At 45.4% G+C, this 16,675-nt stretch carries 19 protein-coding genes; 5 read left to right on the forward strand and 14 right to left on the reverse strand.

Translation table 11 applies throughout. The features are described from left to right. Positions 1-3: 3 nt before the first annotated feature. Positions 4-687, reverse strand: coding sequence for a spondin domain-containing protein (locus FR741_RS22465; RefSeq protein ID WP_085342552.1), 684 nt, complete (start codon positions 685-687; stop codon positions 4-6). 288 nt (positions 688-975) lie between these two features. Here FR741_RS22465 and FR741_RS22470 point away from each other — a divergent pair, with 288 nt between their 5' ends. The 3 genes from FR741_RS22470 to gloA2 all read left to right on the forward strand — a co-directional run bounded on the left by FR741_RS22470 (position 976) and on the right by gloA2 (position 2,870). Next, positions 976-1,449 (forward strand): hypothetical protein, encoded by a 474-nt coding sequence (locus FR741_RS22470; RefSeq protein WP_167427764.1) that lies wholly within the window; start codon positions 976-978, stop codon positions 1,447-1,449. 77 nt (positions 1,450-1,526) lie between these two features. Continuing rightward, entirely contained in the window at positions 1,527-2,456 is a 930-nt protein-coding gene (locus tag FR741_RS22475; RefSeq protein ID WP_167427765.1) for a LysR family transcriptional regulator, read from the forward strand. Between the two features lie 30 nt (positions 2,457-2,486). Beyond that, on the forward strand, positions 2,487-2,870 hold the full coding sequence (gene gloA2, locus FR741_RS22480; RefSeq protein ID WP_048625392.1) for an SMU1112c/YaeR family gloxylase I-like metalloprotein: 384 nt from the start codon (positions 2,487-2,489) through the stop codon (positions 2,868-2,870). On the opposite strand, the gene FR741_RS22485 is transcribed toward gloA2, so the two are convergent. The 5 genes from FR741_RS22485 to FR741_RS22505 all read right to left on the reverse strand — a co-directional run bounded on the left by FR741_RS22485 (position 2,850) and on the right by FR741_RS22505 (position 6,242). Continuing rightward, the gene (locus tag FR741_RS22485; protein WP_080619260.1) at positions 2,850-3,215 is read right to left on the reverse strand and encodes a hypothetical protein; all 366 of its coding nucleotides are present in this window, start codon (positions 3,213-3,215) and stop codon (positions 2,850-2,852) included. The two genes, gloA2 and FR741_RS22485, sit on opposite strands and share 21 nt — an antisense overlap. Positions 3,216-3,391: 176 nt before the next feature. Then, positions 3,392-3,781, reverse strand: coding sequence for a cytochrome b562 (locus FR741_RS22490; protein ID WP_005394852.1), 390 nt, complete (start codon positions 3,779-3,781; stop codon positions 3,392-3,394). Between the two features lie 155 nt (positions 3,782-3,936). Continuing rightward, entirely contained in the window at positions 3,937-4,689 is a 753-nt protein-coding gene (locus FR741_RS22495) for a phosphatase (RefSeq protein ID WP_167427875.1), read from the reverse strand. A gap of 83 nt (positions 4,690-4,772) precedes the next feature. After that, complete coding sequence (locus tag FR741_RS22500; RefSeq protein WP_005394850.1) at positions 4,773-5,219, reverse strand: SRPBCC family protein; 447 nt, start codon at positions 5,217-5,219, stop codon at positions 4,773-4,775. 99 nt (positions 5,220-5,318) lie between these two features. Then, complete coding sequence (locus FR741_RS22505) at positions 5,319-6,242, reverse strand: DMT family transporter (protein WP_167427766.1); 924 nt, start codon at positions 6,240-6,242, stop codon at positions 5,319-5,321. 129 nt (positions 6,243-6,371) lie between these two features. On the opposite strand from FR741_RS22505, the gene FR741_RS22510 reads away from it, so the two are divergent. Next, entirely contained in the window at positions 6,372-7,262 is an 891-nt protein-coding gene (locus FR741_RS22510) for a LysR substrate-binding domain-containing protein (protein ID WP_046875754.1), read from the forward strand. Between the two features lie 125 nt (positions 7,263-7,387). Continuing rightward, complete coding sequence (locus FR741_RS22515) at positions 7,388-8,392, forward strand: S1 family peptidase (protein WP_395185959.1); 1,005 nt, start codon at positions 7,388-7,390, stop codon at positions 8,390-8,392. A 13-nt stretch (positions 8,393-8,405) separates the two neighbouring features. On the opposite strand, the gene fliJ is transcribed toward FR741_RS22515, so the two are convergent. Genes fliJ through FR741_RS22555 form a run of 8 tightly spaced genes read right to left on the reverse strand, consistent with a single transcriptional unit; the run spans position 8,406 to position 16,426 of the window. Continuing rightward, entirely contained in the window at positions 8,406-8,846 is a 441-nt protein-coding gene (gene fliJ / locus FR741_RS22520; RefSeq protein ID WP_005394844.1) for a flagellar export protein FliJ, read from the reverse strand. 24 nt (positions 8,847-8,870) lie between these two features. Further along, a complete protein-coding gene (gene fliI / locus FR741_RS22525; RefSeq protein WP_005394843.1) occupies positions 8,871-10,217 on the reverse strand; it encodes a flagellar protein export ATPase FliI in 1,347 nt (448 codons plus the stop codon). After that, positions 10,210-10,965 carry a flagellar assembly protein FliH gene (gene fliH / locus FR741_RS22530; RefSeq protein ID WP_005394841.1) on the reverse strand — a complete coding sequence of 252 codons (756 nt, stop codon included), beginning with the start codon at positions 10,963-10,965 and terminating at the stop codon, positions 10,210-10,212. The genes fliI and fliH overlap by 8 nt, the downstream gene beginning before the upstream one ends. Before the next feature lie 4 nt (positions 10,966-10,969). Then, positions 10,970-11,983 carry a flagellar motor switch protein FliG gene (locus tag FR741_RS22535; protein WP_005394839.1) on the reverse strand — a complete coding sequence of 338 codons (1,014 nt, stop codon included), beginning with the start codon at positions 11,981-11,983 and terminating at the stop codon, positions 10,970-10,972. Then, entirely contained in the window at positions 11,952-13,700 is a 1,749-nt protein-coding gene (gene fliF, locus FR741_RS22540) for a flagellar basal-body MS-ring/collar protein FliF (protein ID WP_031780427.1), read from the reverse strand. Before fliF ends, FR741_RS22535 begins: the two co-directional genes overlap by 32 nt. 3 nt (positions 13,701-13,703) lie before the next feature. Continuing rightward, positions 13,704-14,060, reverse strand: coding sequence for a flagellar hook-basal body complex protein FliE (gene fliE / locus FR741_RS22545; protein WP_005375045.1), 357 nt, complete (start codon positions 14,058-14,060; stop codon positions 13,704-13,706). A gap of 15 nt (positions 14,061-14,075) precedes the next feature. Then, positions 14,076-15,407, reverse strand: coding sequence for a sigma-54 interaction domain-containing protein (locus tag FR741_RS22550; protein WP_006741978.1), 1,332 nt, complete (start codon positions 15,405-15,407; stop codon positions 14,076-14,078). Beyond that, positions 15,407-16,426, reverse strand: coding sequence for a MotY family protein (locus FR741_RS22555; RefSeq protein ID WP_167427768.1), 1,020 nt, complete (start codon positions 16,424-16,426; stop codon positions 15,407-15,409). Before FR741_RS22555 ends, FR741_RS22550 begins: the two co-directional genes overlap by 1 nt. Between the last annotated feature and the right edge of the window lie 249 nt (positions 16,427-16,675).

The raw sequence follows: 16,675 nt of genomic DNA on the forward strand, positions 1-16,675 counted from the left end.
CCCTTACTTCACAACGATTGTGATGGTTGCGACTGGGTTTAACCAACGATGGCTGCTGCTGTCTAGGTCACTGATGCCGCCAGTTGGGTCGCTATCACCAAGGTTACCCGGATGCACGTGGACTTTATCGTTAGTTACCGTTGCTTCAACGCCTGTGCCGCCAGTACCAAAGGTAATGAAAGGTGGGTTTGGCATGCTAGACGCAAGCTCATCGTTCGCTTCTGTACCAGCATCGTAACTTCTTAGCGTTGCTCGGTATGTACCCGCTTCCGTTGGAATCTTCCAGCTATCTAGACCGACGAAACCGTCATTGGTTGGCAGCAGCATCGCGCTCAAAGAAAGATAACCGTGGTCGCCACTGTCCAAGGTGAAGGTGGTTGCAACACCCGGATTCAAAATGCCACCAGCAGGATTCTCAACCACCGCACCACCTGCGTTACCAATCACACTAGCAAGACCAGAGATATCACCGCCTTCTGCCATTGCTTCTAGTTCTGGCGTTGCTGCTTGACCCGTTCTGAACATTTGAAGCTCAGAACCATGTGCGGCAACAATAAGAGGCGTAAAGTAGATGCCTTTGGTTGCGTTTGTCACGGTGATTTCCAATTCCGCCGCATTCACTGATGCAGAGCCTAGCGCCATAGCGACTGAAGTCATGACGAGTCCGAGTTGGGTACGTTTTTTCATTGTGATTCCATCCTTTAATGAGGGTTGAACTACCCAAGCCCATGTGTACGGCTTTACTTCTTTGTTCGTGACTTGAGTAGGTTAAGCATTACGTTTCGAACGTTTTGCGTTCTTGCCTCTAAGAATGACGAGCAAATCTATCAGCAACTTCATCGAATTCTCATAAAATTCTCACAAGTTCTGTACGAATTCTGTCAGCAGCACTTTTTTACTCTTAATCAGCTATTTACACTTCGCGCTTTCCCCTCCTAAAATGCAGTATTCCCTGTTTAAATCACGATTCTCACCATGATTCATAACGTTCTGTCTGCCTACTATGGCGAAATTTACGGCATCTCTTTTTTCAACCACTACTTGAGCCATTACACCCAAAGTGAACAACAAACACTGTGGAAAACCTTGATTGAAGTGGAAGAGCTAACCGCAGAAAAGCTCAAACCTGTACTGCTGACAAATGGCATGAATATCGAAAGCCGACACCAAGAGATGTTTGATAAAGGCTTGGCAGATGCAACCAAGTGGATTGGTTTACCATGGCAAGAGTTGGTGGCGACTCTTCTGAAGTGGGTAGAACCTTATGAGGTCAAATATCGAGAGTGGCATGAAGAAGTGAAAGCTTCACAGCAGTATTCAACCGCTGAGCGAGAAGCTATCGAGTTGATTGCAGACCACGAAACGGCCATTTATCACTGCTGGCAGCAACACCATACTGGTGAACCTGGCTTGCCTGCACTCAATGCATTTTTGGCAAAATATCGTTAAAGCGAGACGGTGACACTTGAACCTCGTGAAACCGTACCAGACAATATCGTTATTCCGCTGCGCAGAACTGAACAATTATGGTTAATCCAAAACTCATTGCCCTACTTCCTGATCTTGCTTCGTTTATCTTAGTGGTAAACGAGGGCAGTTTTACCGCTGCAGCCAAACAGCTTGGCGTGACGCCATCGGCTTTAAGTAAGTTGATCACACGGTTAGAACAAGCCCTCTCAGTGAAACTGTTCGAGCGAACGACTCGCAAGTTGATCATCACTCAAGCCGGGCAAAAGGTTTACGACCAAAGCATCGCCATGGTGAATGCGGCGCAGCAAGCGGTTGAATTATCGGCTGAAGATCATGCCGAGCCCACGGGTGCACTCACAGTGGCTGCGCCCGAAGCGTTTCTTAACTCGGTGCTTCAACCATTTGTGTTGCCATTCCTAGATCGCTACCCAAACATTCAGCTCAAGCTACGTGCTGCTGATGGTGAGATTGATCTTTTTCGCCAAGGTATCGACGTAGCATTTAAGCTCACCGACAAACCCGATGAGAATCTGGTACTCAAAGAGATCAGCAAGACCAATCTTGTTTTGTGTGCCTCTCCAGATTACCTTGCCAAACACGGTATGCCTGAGCACCCAACCGAGCTTGAGCAACACGACTGTATTTACCTTGCCGAGAACGACAAAGACAACATCTGGTCATTCTTTAAAGAGGAAGCCTTTCATTCCATTGCCGTGAGTGGACGCTACGCCGTCAACCACTCTCAAATGCGCTTGAACGGGGTTAAGTCTGGCTTGGGAATTGGGATCTTCCATGACTTCGTGATCAAAGACGCGTTAGAGCAAGGAGAAGTGGTGGAAGTATTGCCGGATTGGATGATCAAGAGTAACTACCACGGCGCTATCGCGATGCAGTATGCGCAAACCAAATACATGCCTGCTCGTCTGCGCGTGTTTATCGACTTCGTTAAGGAGCATTTAGTCTCCGAGGACGCTAACCATGCTTGAGGATACTAGCCATGTTTGAAGAGGTTAACCATGTTTAATGCCATTCATCACGTCGCGATCATTTGCAGTGATTATCCAAGGTCAAAACGCTTTTACACCGAATTGTTAGGGCTAAAAGTCATTGCTGAAAATTACCGTGAAGCCAGAGACTCCTACAAGCTTGACCTCGCTTTACCTGACGGCAGCCAAGTTGAATTGTTTAGCTTTCCGGACGCACCAGAGAGACCGAGCTTTCCTGAAGCTCAGGGGTTACGCCACCTTGCTTTTCAAGTGGATGATGTCGAGCATGTTAAAGAATATTTAGAGACGAGAGAAATTGAGGTAGAGCCCATTCGCATCGATGAATTTACAGGCAAAGCGTTTACCTTTTTCAAAGATCCAGATGGCTTGCCGCTAGAAGTTTATCAACGCTAACTTTGGTGGGGCACGAGGAACTGGCGTTTCAAATCGTACACTTAGAGCCAAAAAAGTGTAGCTTTCAGAAATGACCAAGCTCAGTTGTGGAAGTATTGGTGTAGTTGGAAGTGAATCATGATGAAAGGTCGAGAAGTGGCTAAAAGGACAAGGTTTGCCTTTATGGCTGACGGCATTGTCACTTTCTTCGATTTGAACCAATTCAAAACCGTTAAGCGTACATAGCGTCGCCCACACACCCATGCTGTTACCATGAGCATTGATAACAGGCATCAGGGTCACTAGCACCCAACTTAGAGCACTAGCAAATAGCATGGAGCGATAAAAAGGAATTAATCTACGCATAACGGTGACTTAACAAATTTAATTCAGCGTAACTAATTCTGAGTGCTAGCTCAAAAACAGGATCAATAAGTGGTTGCCACCTCACAGCTTTTCTTCAATAACGCAATTGACAGACACAAAAAAGCCCACCAAAACGGCAGGCTATTTTCATATTCTATTGTCAGCTTTTATCGCGATTAGCCGAACAGCTTACTCCAAATACTTGGGTTACGCTTGTCATGGTATTCTTCACGTAGGCTATCAATTTCACGTAATTGTGCTTTCGCGTCTTGCAGGTTACCAGCGTCTAAGTCTGCTTCAATCTTGTCTAACGTTACCGTTAGTTTATTAAAGCCTTCTAAGTAGGTATCGAATTTCTCTGGTGGATAGTTACCGCGCTTAGATTGCTCGACGATTGCTTGCAAGCTATCAATTGCAGACTTCATGGTTTCAACATCCGACGCTTCTGCCGCCTGTTTGAATTCCATCTTCATCTGCTTCATGTTTTGTTTTAAATCAACCGCTTCTGCCATTGCGTATGTTGAGCCAAACGCAATCGCACACCCTAGGACTAAAGGACGTAACATTTTCACTTCTCCATTTATAGTGCCGAATTCTGTGTCGGCTTTATTTACCCAAATAACCCACGCCATAAAAGGCGACAAACTAGCTTAGTTGAGTATTTCCGGGTCGCAGTGTAAAGCAATCTTACGCCAGGTGCATACCTAAAATGTAATCAAGTTTATGCGTTGCGAATGTCGTCATACTCTGGAATTGGCTTACGGCCTCTCAGAGCTAAGAAAGACAAAAACTGCTGGGCGGTGTGAGTAATCACTTTTTTGCTATCGATACCCACTTTATCCATTAGCTCTCCAACCAAATCCAGATTACCAACATCATGGCAGAAATGTGCATCACTTCCTGTTGTGAAGAAGACACCGAGATCTTTACCGATTTGTGCAATCTCGTGGCAACGGTCTACGCTACCCACTCGGCTATTCCCTTTTAGCGTGGTGTTATTGATTTCAATCGCAACATTATACTCTTTCGCGCACGCTAAAACGGCCTGAAAATCAAAGTCGAAATTTGGATTCCCAAGATGGCCAAGCGCATCAATACGACCGTTTTGAATCACATTAATGAGCGCTTCCGTATGAGTTTCTTTGTTTGCAGGACGAAAAACAGGTTCATGGAAACTTGCAATAACCCAATCTAGGTTACGATCGACACTCAGCGGAATATCGATGTCGCCTTCGGTATTAAGAATGTTGGATTCCACACCCCGAATGATCGCGATACCGTCTAAAAATCGAGGCAGGATTTTTTGGTTGGAGAAAAACCAGTAATGCGGCGCGCCCGGCATTGATTCCGCGTGATCAGTCGTACAGAACATATCCAAGCCGTTCTCTTTCGCCAATTTTGCATTTTCAATCAAGGTGCTGTACGCATGACCACTGGCGTACGTATGTGTATGGGTATCAACTTTAAATTCCATCATCCACTCTCTTAGGTGCGCTATCTTGCGTGCTATTGTATACCTACACGTGACGTACCGTCAGCCCAAGATGAGTATCAGACTTAAGCTTGCTCCTCACTGATGGCTTTTATTAGGGGCAACGCTTTTTCCCATCCGTGATTAAACATAGAAACAAAGTCGCTGTGCGTATGAATGGTGACATTGAGTAACAAACGATCACTATTGGTGTCGATCTGATAGATCTCTCGTGATCCAATCCACTTAGATGCTAAATCCCCATCCAATTGCTGCCTATTATCCGGATTAAAAATGGCAATGTGATGAAATTCAAGACGCTGTTGCGGTTGCACGATATCGATAGTCGCTCGCGTTCCGCCCATATCGGGATCAAAAAAAGTGATGTCTTGCCCTTCTTCCCATATCCCATCAAATTGAGACTGGGGTGAGAAAGCCTGTGCCCAGCGTTTGTATAACTCAGCATCGGTTAGCACTTCCCACACCCGTTGCGGTGTAGCTGAAATCTCAACGTAATAATTTAGCGTAAGCATTATTTCTCTCCCTGAACCTTTCTTGACGCTAGTTCATTGTCAGAAAAAATCAAACCTCACCTCTGATTTGCCTTACTTAATCCTCTATTTTCCGACAGGCTAAGAAGTTCTCGCTTGTAACCTACCACCACGATGCGCCGTAAAGCGAACCCAACATGTGTTCAGTATGGTTGCGAGCACGATTAAACTCATCCCGATAATTTGGCTTTGACTCATTCGGTCATCGAAAAACGCACTCTGCCAAACCGCGGTGAACAGTAGGTTAGTAAAAATAAGTGGTGCAAGTTGAGAGCCGCTGCTTGCCAATTGATACGCTTTGGAGCGGAAAACTTGGGTGTTAATGATCATCAGGGACATCACACCGAGCCACAGCATATTAGAAGAAACCGTAGATTCCATCACATTGGCTTTGAGGAAAACATCGATGTCGTTAAACAACGTTAGCGGTAACAGAAATACGGCAGCAAACCCAAACGCCCAAAAGTTGATTTCTAATGGCGACATATCAGTTTTACTCACTTTATATAGCGTAAGCTGAGAGCCGGAATTGAAGAGTCCACCAGCTAGACCGAGTAATAAATCCGAGCGCCAAGTAAACTCCCCACCAACTCCCGCCAACATAACCACTCCAGTAAACGCCATTGCTAAAGCCGCCAATGTTGAAACGCGAATGTGGCCTCCCATAAACAGCTTTTCAACCAAAGGAATAAATAATGGGCCAGTGGCAAACAATACCACCCCTTCTACCAGCGTTAACGTTTGTAGTGACGCGATGAAACACAACTGTGATAAGCCGATACAGAAGGCGCGAAGCAAAATCGATTTTAACGTCCCAGCTTTAGGAAAGGTAAGATTTTTGAAACGAAGTAAGACAAGCAAAATAAGTGCAGGAGCCAAAAAGCGTAAGAAACTAAACAGTGTGACGGAAAGTTCACCTGTCAACTGCTTTGCTAACAACCCAGTAACAGATAAGCTTAACGTAGACATCAGCATGAAAAGAATAGATTTATTTACTGCATTCATTCGATACTCCTTAATATATGGAGTATTTTATGAGATATCACTTATTGTAAATAGCGAGTAATATTAACCATTAATGTAAGAAAAACTTACAGGTCAACTTATCTCTCATCATGTTATGGTTTCTAAAATATGCGTAAATTAGTCCCTCTAAAATCCATCTATGCATTTGTCGCTGTGGCGGAATCTGGCAGCATGACAGAAGCAGCGCAGATATTAAGTGTGAGTCATTCGGCGGTGAGTCAGGCGATAAAATCACTGGAGACTCAGGTCAACAAACCTCTGTTTGATCGCGTAGGCAGACAAGTTCAACTTAATGCTGACGGTAAAAAATATTATCGAAAAGTTGCGCCAGCTTTAGAACAAATTGTCGATGCCACAGAAGCGCTAATCCAAGACCAAAACTTGCAACGTATTACGCTTAATATGGTGAATTCCTTGGCGCTGCATTGGTGGATTCCGCGAATGTCGAGTTTGCAGGACTTTGCTCCGCAATTAGACGTTCGTTTATCCAACCTGTCTGGCAGGTTTAATCTAGAACAAGAAGGCATCGACGCAGCACTCGTGCATGGAAACACCGAGGAATGGCAAGATTATTACTGTGAAAAGCTCAGTGAAGATGAACTGGTTTTGGTGTGTAGCCCTGAATTGATAGCTAAGACGAATGACTCAAATATCGCTCAACTGTTAAAGCAGTATCCCATCATTGAAGTCACTAACGAACGAAGAAAAAATGACTGGAACGTGTGGCAGAATGCGACTGGCATCCTGCGACCTAAAAGCAAAAAACCAATCACTTTTAATATGTCGATACAAGCCGTCCAGGCCACAACTCGTCGTTTGGGGTTATTGGTCACTCATCGCTTGTTTGTGAAAGATGACATCAAATATGGCCAGTTAATCGAGCTGGGCGAACCCGTAATTAATCCTCATCAACAGCTTTACTTTGTATGCCCGCCACACAAGCTAAAGTTGGAATCGTTTCATCTGCTGCGCTCGTGGTTGCAACAATCATTCAATTAAAGAAACCTTTTGTTAAGCACATTCATTGAAAAATTAGTATAAAGTTAGAAAGAGCACTTTTCATCCAAGGATGGTTTATGAAGCGGTATCAAATATGGTTAAGCGTACTCTGCCTCACAGTACCCATGAGTGCAGTCGCTGAAAGTGAAGACGCTCATTCAGAGCAAGGCATCTCAACGGCAATCATAGGCGGCCAACAAGCCACTCAAAATCAATTGCCCTTTTTCGCACGACTCATTCTACACAAAACTGGCGCTAATCAATTTGCCAACATCTGTGGCGGCACGATTGTTAATGACCGCTTCATTTTAACCGCCGCTCATTGTGTAGAGCCGAGTGTTTTTTCTGATGGATGGACAATCAATGATCTGCGAGTCTTAGTAAAAAACCCGACAATGAACGATGTGTTTGTTGAGGAATTCAAAGATGTTCGCTCTATCACCATTCATCCAAATTACGAGCCTAGTGATTTATGGATTAATGATATCGCCGTACTTGAACTTACCCACCCGATCACCGACAACGTTCAATCCATTACGTTGCCGCAAGATTTTGGTGATTACAGCAGCAAATCGGTTTATCAGATATTCGGTTTAGGGCAAACCTCGACCGATGATGAAAATGGACCAAATTATCTGCGATGGGCGGAAGTAAAACCACTCACTGATGCGCAATGTGCTTCTTTAGTGACGGGGTTTAATGCTCAAGAAAGCTTATGTGCCAATGGGTTTCCTGAGCGCAGTTATACCGGTATTTGTAGCGGTGACTCTGGTGGCCCTCTCACCTATCAAGACAATAACGGAATGTATCAACAAATCGGTATTGTAAGCTATGGTTCTTCTGTTTGTGAATCCGCTGCGATTCCGAGTGTGTTTACTGAGGTTCTAAATTACACAACATGGATTGAAGCCCAAACCAGTTCGGGAGTGAAGACTCGTTACAATGCCCTCTTAGCAAGCACAGAAGATTATCATAGTGAAGGTGATTCCGGCTTTGAACCAGAAGATACCAACACATCTGGCTTTGAGGACAATGGCAGTAGTGGTGGCGCACTTGGCGCAGGGATGATCATGCTTGGAGGCTGGTTTGGTTGGCTAAGACGCCGAAGAAATTATTCGCGCTCCAAATAGCTTCGATAAGACATCATAATATCTTGCGCTTAACACGAGAGTTGATGATGTCTTCTATTATTTTTTGCTCTTTTTTCGCTTTTTCATAATTTTGCTTAGTACGCCATCGTTCGAGCACTTTTTCTAACCCTTGAACACGAGCGTGTTTGTGCTCCAGCGTTTTTTGTACAGACGCGCATTCCGCTTGCATGACGGCTTGTTCATGCTCATGGTGGCGAAGCATTTTTTGCAGCATTTGATCGACACGATTAAAGTTCATCAGTGCTGCGCTTGTCAGTGTTGGAACAGTTCTGGTTGATTGTCCCGCATGACCTTTCAATGCTGACAATTGTTCCAACTGCATTGAAAGATGGGAGTGACGTTGGCGCATGGCATCAAGTTGCTGACCCACACGATCACGTTGCTTTTCTTCCATTTGTTGCAGCTTACCCACTGCTTTTAACTTGGATTTCATCTCAACGATACCACTCCCATTTGGTTAAGCACTTTGAAAAAGCTGCGCGAGCTCGGTCAAACTGGTTGGGTAATCCACTGACTCATTGGCGGCTTGTTGTAAATACGCGCGTAAGTTTGGATACATAGCAACAGATTGATCTAATTCAGGATCTTGCCCCGGTTGATAGCCTCCTAACGGCAGCAGTTCTTTCACCTGAAGATAGTTTGAGTACATCTGGCGGAAATTATTCGCGATCGTGCTATGCGCCTCCTGTGTACAGGTACTCATACAACGGCTGATAGACGCATTAATATCAATGGCAGGATAGTGCCCTTGCTCGGCAAGTTGACGCGATAATACAACGTGCCCATCTAAGATAGCACGCGCAGAATCCACGACAGGATCTTGCTGGTCGTCCCCTTCCGCCAACACGGTATAAATTGCGGTTAGGCTACCGTGCTGATTTTCACTGTTGCCCGCACGCTCGAGGAGTTGCGGTAACACGCTGAAGACAGAGGGCGGATAACCGCGAGATGCCGGGGGCTCGCCCAACGACAGAGCGATTTCACGCTGTGCCATGGCGTATCGAGTGAGAGAGTCCATCAACAACAGAACATCTTTGCCTTGGTCTCGAAAATACTCGGAAACGCGATGACAAAGCAGTGTCGCTCTTAACCTCATCAGCGGGGATTCATCAGCAGGAGCTGCGATGATAATCGCCTTCTTGCGCGCCTCTGGGGTTAAGTTTCGTTCGATGAACTCGCGTACCTCTCGGCCTCGCTCACCAATAAGACCGACCACAATCACATCGGCTTCGGTGTTTTTGGTGATCATCCCCATTAAAACACTTTTACCGACACCACTGCCCGCCATTAAGCCAATGCGTTGCCCTTTTCCGACGGTCAAGAGTCCATTGATTGCGCGCACCCCAACGTTGAGTGGGGTATCAACAGGACGTCGCTTCAATGGGTTAATCGGTTTTGGTTCAAGTGAAACACGATCTCCCCCTTTAAGCGGTGCCCCGTCATCCAACGGCTCACCTAAACCATTCAGCACTCGCCCTAACCACTGAGCACTTAACTGCACGGTACTGTCACCGTCCAGAGGAATGACTTTCGCACCAGCAAATAAGCCACCTAAGCGCCGAATAGGCATTAGGTAAGCAATAGTGTGCTCAAAGCCCACCACTTGCGCTTCGATCATGTCGCCTTCTGCGGTTTCTACGAGACAGCGCTGCTCCAGTTTAAACCGGCACCCAACGGCTTGTAACATTAAGCCGTTTACTTTAATCAAGCGCCCTGTCACGCGAGCAACAGGGATTGAATCGAGCGAAGCCAATGCTTCGCTCAAACGCTCACTCAATAGCTCATGGCTTAAGGTATTACTCATGCTCTGATTCTACCTGCGGAATACTAACTTCATCCAAAAGGTGTTGTTTTACATTGTCCATACAGGCTTCTAAACGAGAGTCGCAACTTGCATCCGCCTCTGCATCATCGGTCACTAGTTGGCAGCCACCAATCGGAAGTTCCGTATTAGCCACCAGTTTCCAAGATTGTGGCAGATCAGCATTAATGTGAGTAATTCGTTCTAAATCCTGCGGATTTAAATGCACGGTTACGGTTTCCGCTTTGCCTGGCATGGCAGACAATGTCTCATCCACCAAGGCAAGGATCTGTTGAGGCATTAAAGTGAGCTCAGCACGAATCACTTGCTGAGCCACTTTTTGTACCAGCTCACAAATCATATGACGTTGCTGTTGCTCTTTTTCGTCTTGCCAGCGAGACAGCGCATGAAAGAGCTCGTTCACGGGTTTCGCCGCCTCTAGAAAGCTCTGTTTTCCTGACTGCTCACCAGACACAAAGCCTTTTTGGAAGCCTTCTTTTTGCCCATCTAACAGGCCTTGTTGCTTACCCTGCTCGATACCTTGACGTAAGCCTTCTTCATGCCCTTGTTGTAAACCTTGTTGAAAACCGGCTTCAAGCTGTTGTTGAATATCAACTTGCGGCTCTTGCCAACCTTGGTTATCTAGCCCGAATTCGTCTTCTATAGCCTTAGGCTGCGCCAAAGGCGGAAAACGGTGCAAACGGTATCCACTCGGCGGCAGTCGCATCGTACTTGATTTTGTCTCTACCATGACGTTACTCCACCGTTGGCTCTTCATAAAGAAGCAACTGAACTTCACCAGATTCATCCAATTCACGCACCATTTGCATGATGTCTTGACGCGCTTTTTGAACACGACTTAGCGCCACAGCCCCGCGCGCTTCCATATCGTCTTCCAGTGCTTTCACCATACGCTGAGGCATAGAGCGTTTAATGGCTTGCTGTAACGTAATTTCTGAACCTTTAAGTGCAACTGCCCACAATTCTAGTGGGATCTGCTGCACCAGCATGTCCATGGTTTCTTCACGCTGACGACCAAGAACCATAAAGTCGAACATATTCTCTTCAATGGCATTAACGACATCTTCATCATGCAACTTCAGCATTTCCATCAACGACCCGCGATCACCTTCAAAGCGGTTAATGATGTCAGCAGCTTGCTTGACACCAGATAGCGGTGTGCTTTGGCTTGCAGATACTTTTTCAATGCAGCGCTCAACGAGCTCATGCAAATCAATAGCAACTTGATGATCGATGTCTTGCAGCTGAGCAATTCGGAACAAGATTTCGTCATGGTAATCTTGTGGCAGGTGCTTCAACACCGCTGAAGAGCTATCAGCTGGCAAATACGCAAGAAAAATCGCTTGCATTTGCGGGTGCTCATTCACAATGAAACGAGCAAGTGTTTCTGCTTCCACCCACTGTAAGCGCTGCATATTGTTGCGAATTTCATCACCATACAGCGTATTCAGCAGCCCTTTTGCCAAATCATTACCCAATGCTTTACGTAGCGTATTAGACAAATATTCTTTAGAAGCTCCACGAATGCCACTGTGCTCACGAAAGTCTTCAAAGAAAGTTTGAATAACGCCGCGAGCGGAATCGCTCTTAATGCCATTCAACTTCGCCATTGCACGAGTCACCCGCTGGGTTTCATCACGGCTAAAGTGCTGTAAAACCTTCGCAGCGGCATCCTCGCCCATGCCTAATAGCACGAGCGCGGTTTGTTCTACATAACTAAGCGTCTGCTTTGATGGAACTGTGTTCATTGATGTTTACCCATTGTTTCAGTATTTCGGCTACGCGCTCTGGCTCTTCATTGGCAATAAGCTGTAGGTGTTTCAATTGAATCTCTAGTGGCGAACCGGCTGGAGGCAGCATGTCGCTGTTTACATCTAAGCCGGAAGAGGCTGAGATACCTTTTTCTGATAGACGGCGATCAAGCACTTCTTCATGCTCACGCTCTTCACGCGTTTGCAGGTTGTCATAATCAGGCTCTTCTTGCGGCTCTGCAAAGTCTAACTCTGGTACTGGCTTATCAACGCCTGTGAGGTGCATGATCAATGGGCGTAGTACGAAGAAGATCATCGCCAAGCCTAACAAACCACCGATAACGTAACGTATTGGCTGCTGTACTGTAGGGTCTTGCCACCACGGCAGCGCAGGAGGCGCATCAATTTCAATTGGAGTGAAGTTGAAACTCATCAAGCTTAAGCTGTCACCTCGTGCCGCAGAAATACCGACTGCATCCATGATCATATTTGAAATCTGCTCTTTATCTGCTTCACTCCAAGCAACACCATCCGGAGAGGCTTTCGAGTTCAACAGTACCGACACGCTCATTTTCTCAATTTGACCTTGTTGGTATTGAGTACGACGAACACTACTCCCCACTGCATACTGACGGTTTACTTCAGAGCGTGCGTTGGTGTTTTGGCTATCGTTCGTTTCTACTTCTTCACCAGTTACCGGCGGTTGGTTGCTTAGAGAACCTGGTACGCCTAGCGCAATTTGGTCAACTGAGTTGTTGTGAATGGTGTGCTCGTTACGTACGACAGGTGCGTTATCCAAAATCTCTTGCGTTTCTTCAACTTGGCTAAAGTCCATATCGGCAGCAACTTGCACACGGAAGTTACTCGGACCCACAATTGGCGTAAGCATGTCTGCTGCGCGTTGAATGATCTGCTTCTCAACGTTCTTTTGATATTCAAGGTATTTTGCATTGACTTTACCTGCTTCCGCCGAAGCAACATCTGCACTGAGTAAACGGCCATATTGGTCGATAACAGATACAAATTCAGGCTTCATCGCCGTCACGCTACCAACCACTAGGTTGATGATTGCTTCAACTTGCTCAGACTTGAGGTCTTCGCCAGGTTTCAGCTCAAGCATCACTGACGCTGAAGGGTTCTCGCTGTTTTGACGAACAAATAAGGTTTGACGAGGAATAGCTAAGTGAACACGCGCATTCGCCACTGAATTCAGAGACATGATAGTGCGTACTAACTCACCTTCTAAACCATGACGGTAACGCGCCGTTTCCATAAATTGGCTTGTACCGAGAGAGCTGTCTTCTTTAAGCGAATCCAAACCTGTTGGCAGTTTGGCTTTAACACCTTTTGACGCAAGCAACATGCGAACTTTCGCAACTTCGCCTTCTGGCACAAGAACTTGGCCATTTTGCTCTTGCATACGGTAGCTTACACCTTCGCTTTCTAATACCGAGACAATCTCTCCGATATCAAAACGTTCTTGTTGGCTATACAGTGGACGGAAGCTTTGTGAGGAACTCCAAAGAGCGACCACAATGATTGCCGCAACAATCGCAGCGAGTACGGCAGATAACACTAGGTTTCTCTGGCTACTCGACCAGATTTGCTTCAGCTTCGTTGTTACATCGTCCATGCTATTCGCAGTAGAAAATGTCTGTGCTGAGCCGGAGGTCATGGCTGTATTTCCGGCGACTTGGGGGGTTAGTTCTGACATGAATTACACCGGCATCTTCATAATATCTTCAAATGAGGTCACGACTTTGTTGCGCACTTGCATCAAAGCATTAAATGATAAGCTGGCTTTTTGGCTAGCGACCATCGCACCAACTAGGTCATCACTTTTTCCTGTTTCTACGGCCGTCATTTTTTGACTAGCCACTGATTGATGTTGATTCACTGTATCCAACACATTTGTCATCGCTTGTGAGAACGATAATGGTGCGTTTAGTGATTGTTGATCTAAAGGATTTGCACTCACGATAAACTCTGGCGGCTGCACTTGTGCCTGCATCGCCTGCATTTTTGACAACATAAGTTGCTCTGCCGAGACCGCATGAGTAGGTTGACTTGCCATCTATTTTTTCTCCTATTAGGCAGCCGAGCCTAGTGCCGACTGTAAATCAATACCATGTTCTCGCATGGCTGCGAGTTTGTAGCGTAGCGCTCGAGTAGAGACTCCAAGCGCGTTTGCGGTTTTCGTTCGGTTTCCACCAAACTGACGTAATTTTTCTAAAATAAATTGATATTCGGCCTGCTTCTTCGCTTCTACATGACCAAAGCTTGAAGCTGGCTCAGCGGATGGAACTGGCGCAACAAGTTCAATAGGCAGCATCAGATCATGGGCAGTAATGTAGTCACCATGACGCATGACCAATGCACGCTGAATGACATTTTCCAACTCGCGAATATTACCTGGCCAGTGATACTGACTCAGCGCACTGATCGCATCTTGGGATAGATGACAGCGACTGCTATCTTGATACTTTTCAATAAAGAATTGGCTGATCGGTAAAATGTCTTCTTTTCTTTCACGCAAAGGCGGCCAGTGCAGAGGCAAAACATCCAATCGGTAATAAAGGTCTTCACGGAATGTGCCTTTTTGAACTTCTTCACGTAAGTCTTTATTGGTTGCCGCAATAACACGAATATCAAGCTTCACCGCCTTGTGGCTGCCTACGCGTTCCACTTCACGCTCTTGAAGAACGCGTAATAACTTGGCTTGAACTGCAGGGGACATTTCACCGATTTCATCTAGCAAAATCGTCCCGCCATTCGCTTCTTCAAACTTACCGCTTTGAGAGTTAGTCGCTCCTGTGAAGGCACCTTTTACATGACCAAATAGAACCGCTTCTAGCATCGACTCTGGAATGGCGGCGCAGTTAACCGCCACAAATGGACCATCAATACGTGGAGAGTGCTCATGCACATATCGAGCCAGCACTTCTTTACCCGTTCCCGATTCGCCTGTAATTAACACACTGGCGCTGGTGCAAGCGGCACGATGCGCCAATTGCAGTACCTGCTTGCTTCGCCAAGATTCCGCAACAATGTTGGCCATTGGCTTACCTAACGCTTCAACGCGCTTCAGTAAATTAAGCAGCTGATTCGCTTCAAATGGGCGTAATAGATAATCGGTTGCTCCCGATTTCATCGTCTCAGCCGCCAAGATTCCCTGCTCTTGATCGACAATAGCGATAACAACACCAGAGTTACGTTGCTTTTGGTGGCAAGCAACAAACTCGCGGACACACATGTCCGGTAAAGTAGAGCTCACAAGAGTGATTTCTGCTCGCTCTTCAAGTAATGCGCCTCGGCCAGTACGAGTGTGTTTTGCGGTGTAACCTGCATTTTGCAACACATCCAATACTGGTTGAGCAAGAGCTTCATTCGGCTCAACCAACAAAATTTTCGTTTTCGTCATCATTGAACCTTAACTTTCGTTTGTTGATTTTGTTGTTGTACATCAGGGTGGTGTTTCACTGCCGTTCGCTCGTTATCTCTCACTAGGCGCAACGTTACACGTCGATTTTTCGCTTGGCCCTTCGTCGAATTATTGCTGGCAATTGGGTAACGAGAACCATGCGCTCTTGTTTCGATCATCGATTTATCAATACCAAGTTCAACTAAGGCCTCGGCAACTTGCTCTGCTCTAGTACGTGATACTGAAAGGTTCGCCAAGCTAGAACCAACGTTATCGGTGTGGCCATCAATTAAGATCTTGGTCACACGATCATCAACAGATACATAGCTATTTAGCGCTGCGAGCGTTTCTTGCTGCTTACGACTGAGCGCCTTCTGACCAAAGTCAAAAGACAGAACAAGATTTCGTGCCTCTGAAAACGAAAGCTTAGGCAAACGCGCTCGACAGGCATTAAATGACTTGAGCGCGTTTTGAATTTGAATAGTCGGAATCACAATCTCCGACAAAGAGGAAGCATTACTTCCCTTTAGTGACAACGTCACCCAATTACCAGTAGCAATTGAATCCATGAGTTCATCAGCACCTTTGCTGAAGACAAATCGTTGGGATGGCTTAGTAAAATCAAGGGTGGCAAACTCTTTTCTATAAAGCTCACTAGACCATGGGGCACTTTGACTTATTAGAGCAATCGTTTTCCATTTATTATTTTCATAATGTATATCGGAAATAAAATAAGTTTTATTGTTAGGTTCCGAACGGAAATAAAACTTCCCATACGGCGTGCTTGAGTGCAATAAGTTGCATTCAAAGTTGTTTCCTTTATATGTCCACTTTGAAAGGTCCATGGGGATGGTCACAACCTCACCTGAATATGTCACCTTAGACACTAGCAAACTGACAAAAATAAATATTTTACAATTTATTAAACCGTTAGGGTTCATGTATATCTTACAATTCCATGACCTTATCAATTTAATTAAATATGCCACTAAGCCGTGATAACTGGCATAGCTAATCATGTTAATTACCTATTCTGAATATTGAAACTGGTTACAAAATACTCACAAGAGCATAGCCAAACCTTTAAAATCAAGATTTAAGCTTTAAAAACAATGTCTTATATTTTAATTATCTAAATTAGCCGTTACACCATGAAGATGGTTTTAAAAAGTTAATAACAACTAAAAACGCTTAATATTTTTATATTTTCTTATTAAGCAATTTATAAAGGAAACTAACCCTTTTTAAATTTTATTAAAAGATTAAGA

It is taken from the genome of Vibrio diabolicus (assembly GCF_011801455.1).
Lineage (GTDB): Bacteria > Pseudomonadota > Gammaproteobacteria > Enterobacterales > Vibrionaceae > Vibrio > Vibrio diabolicus.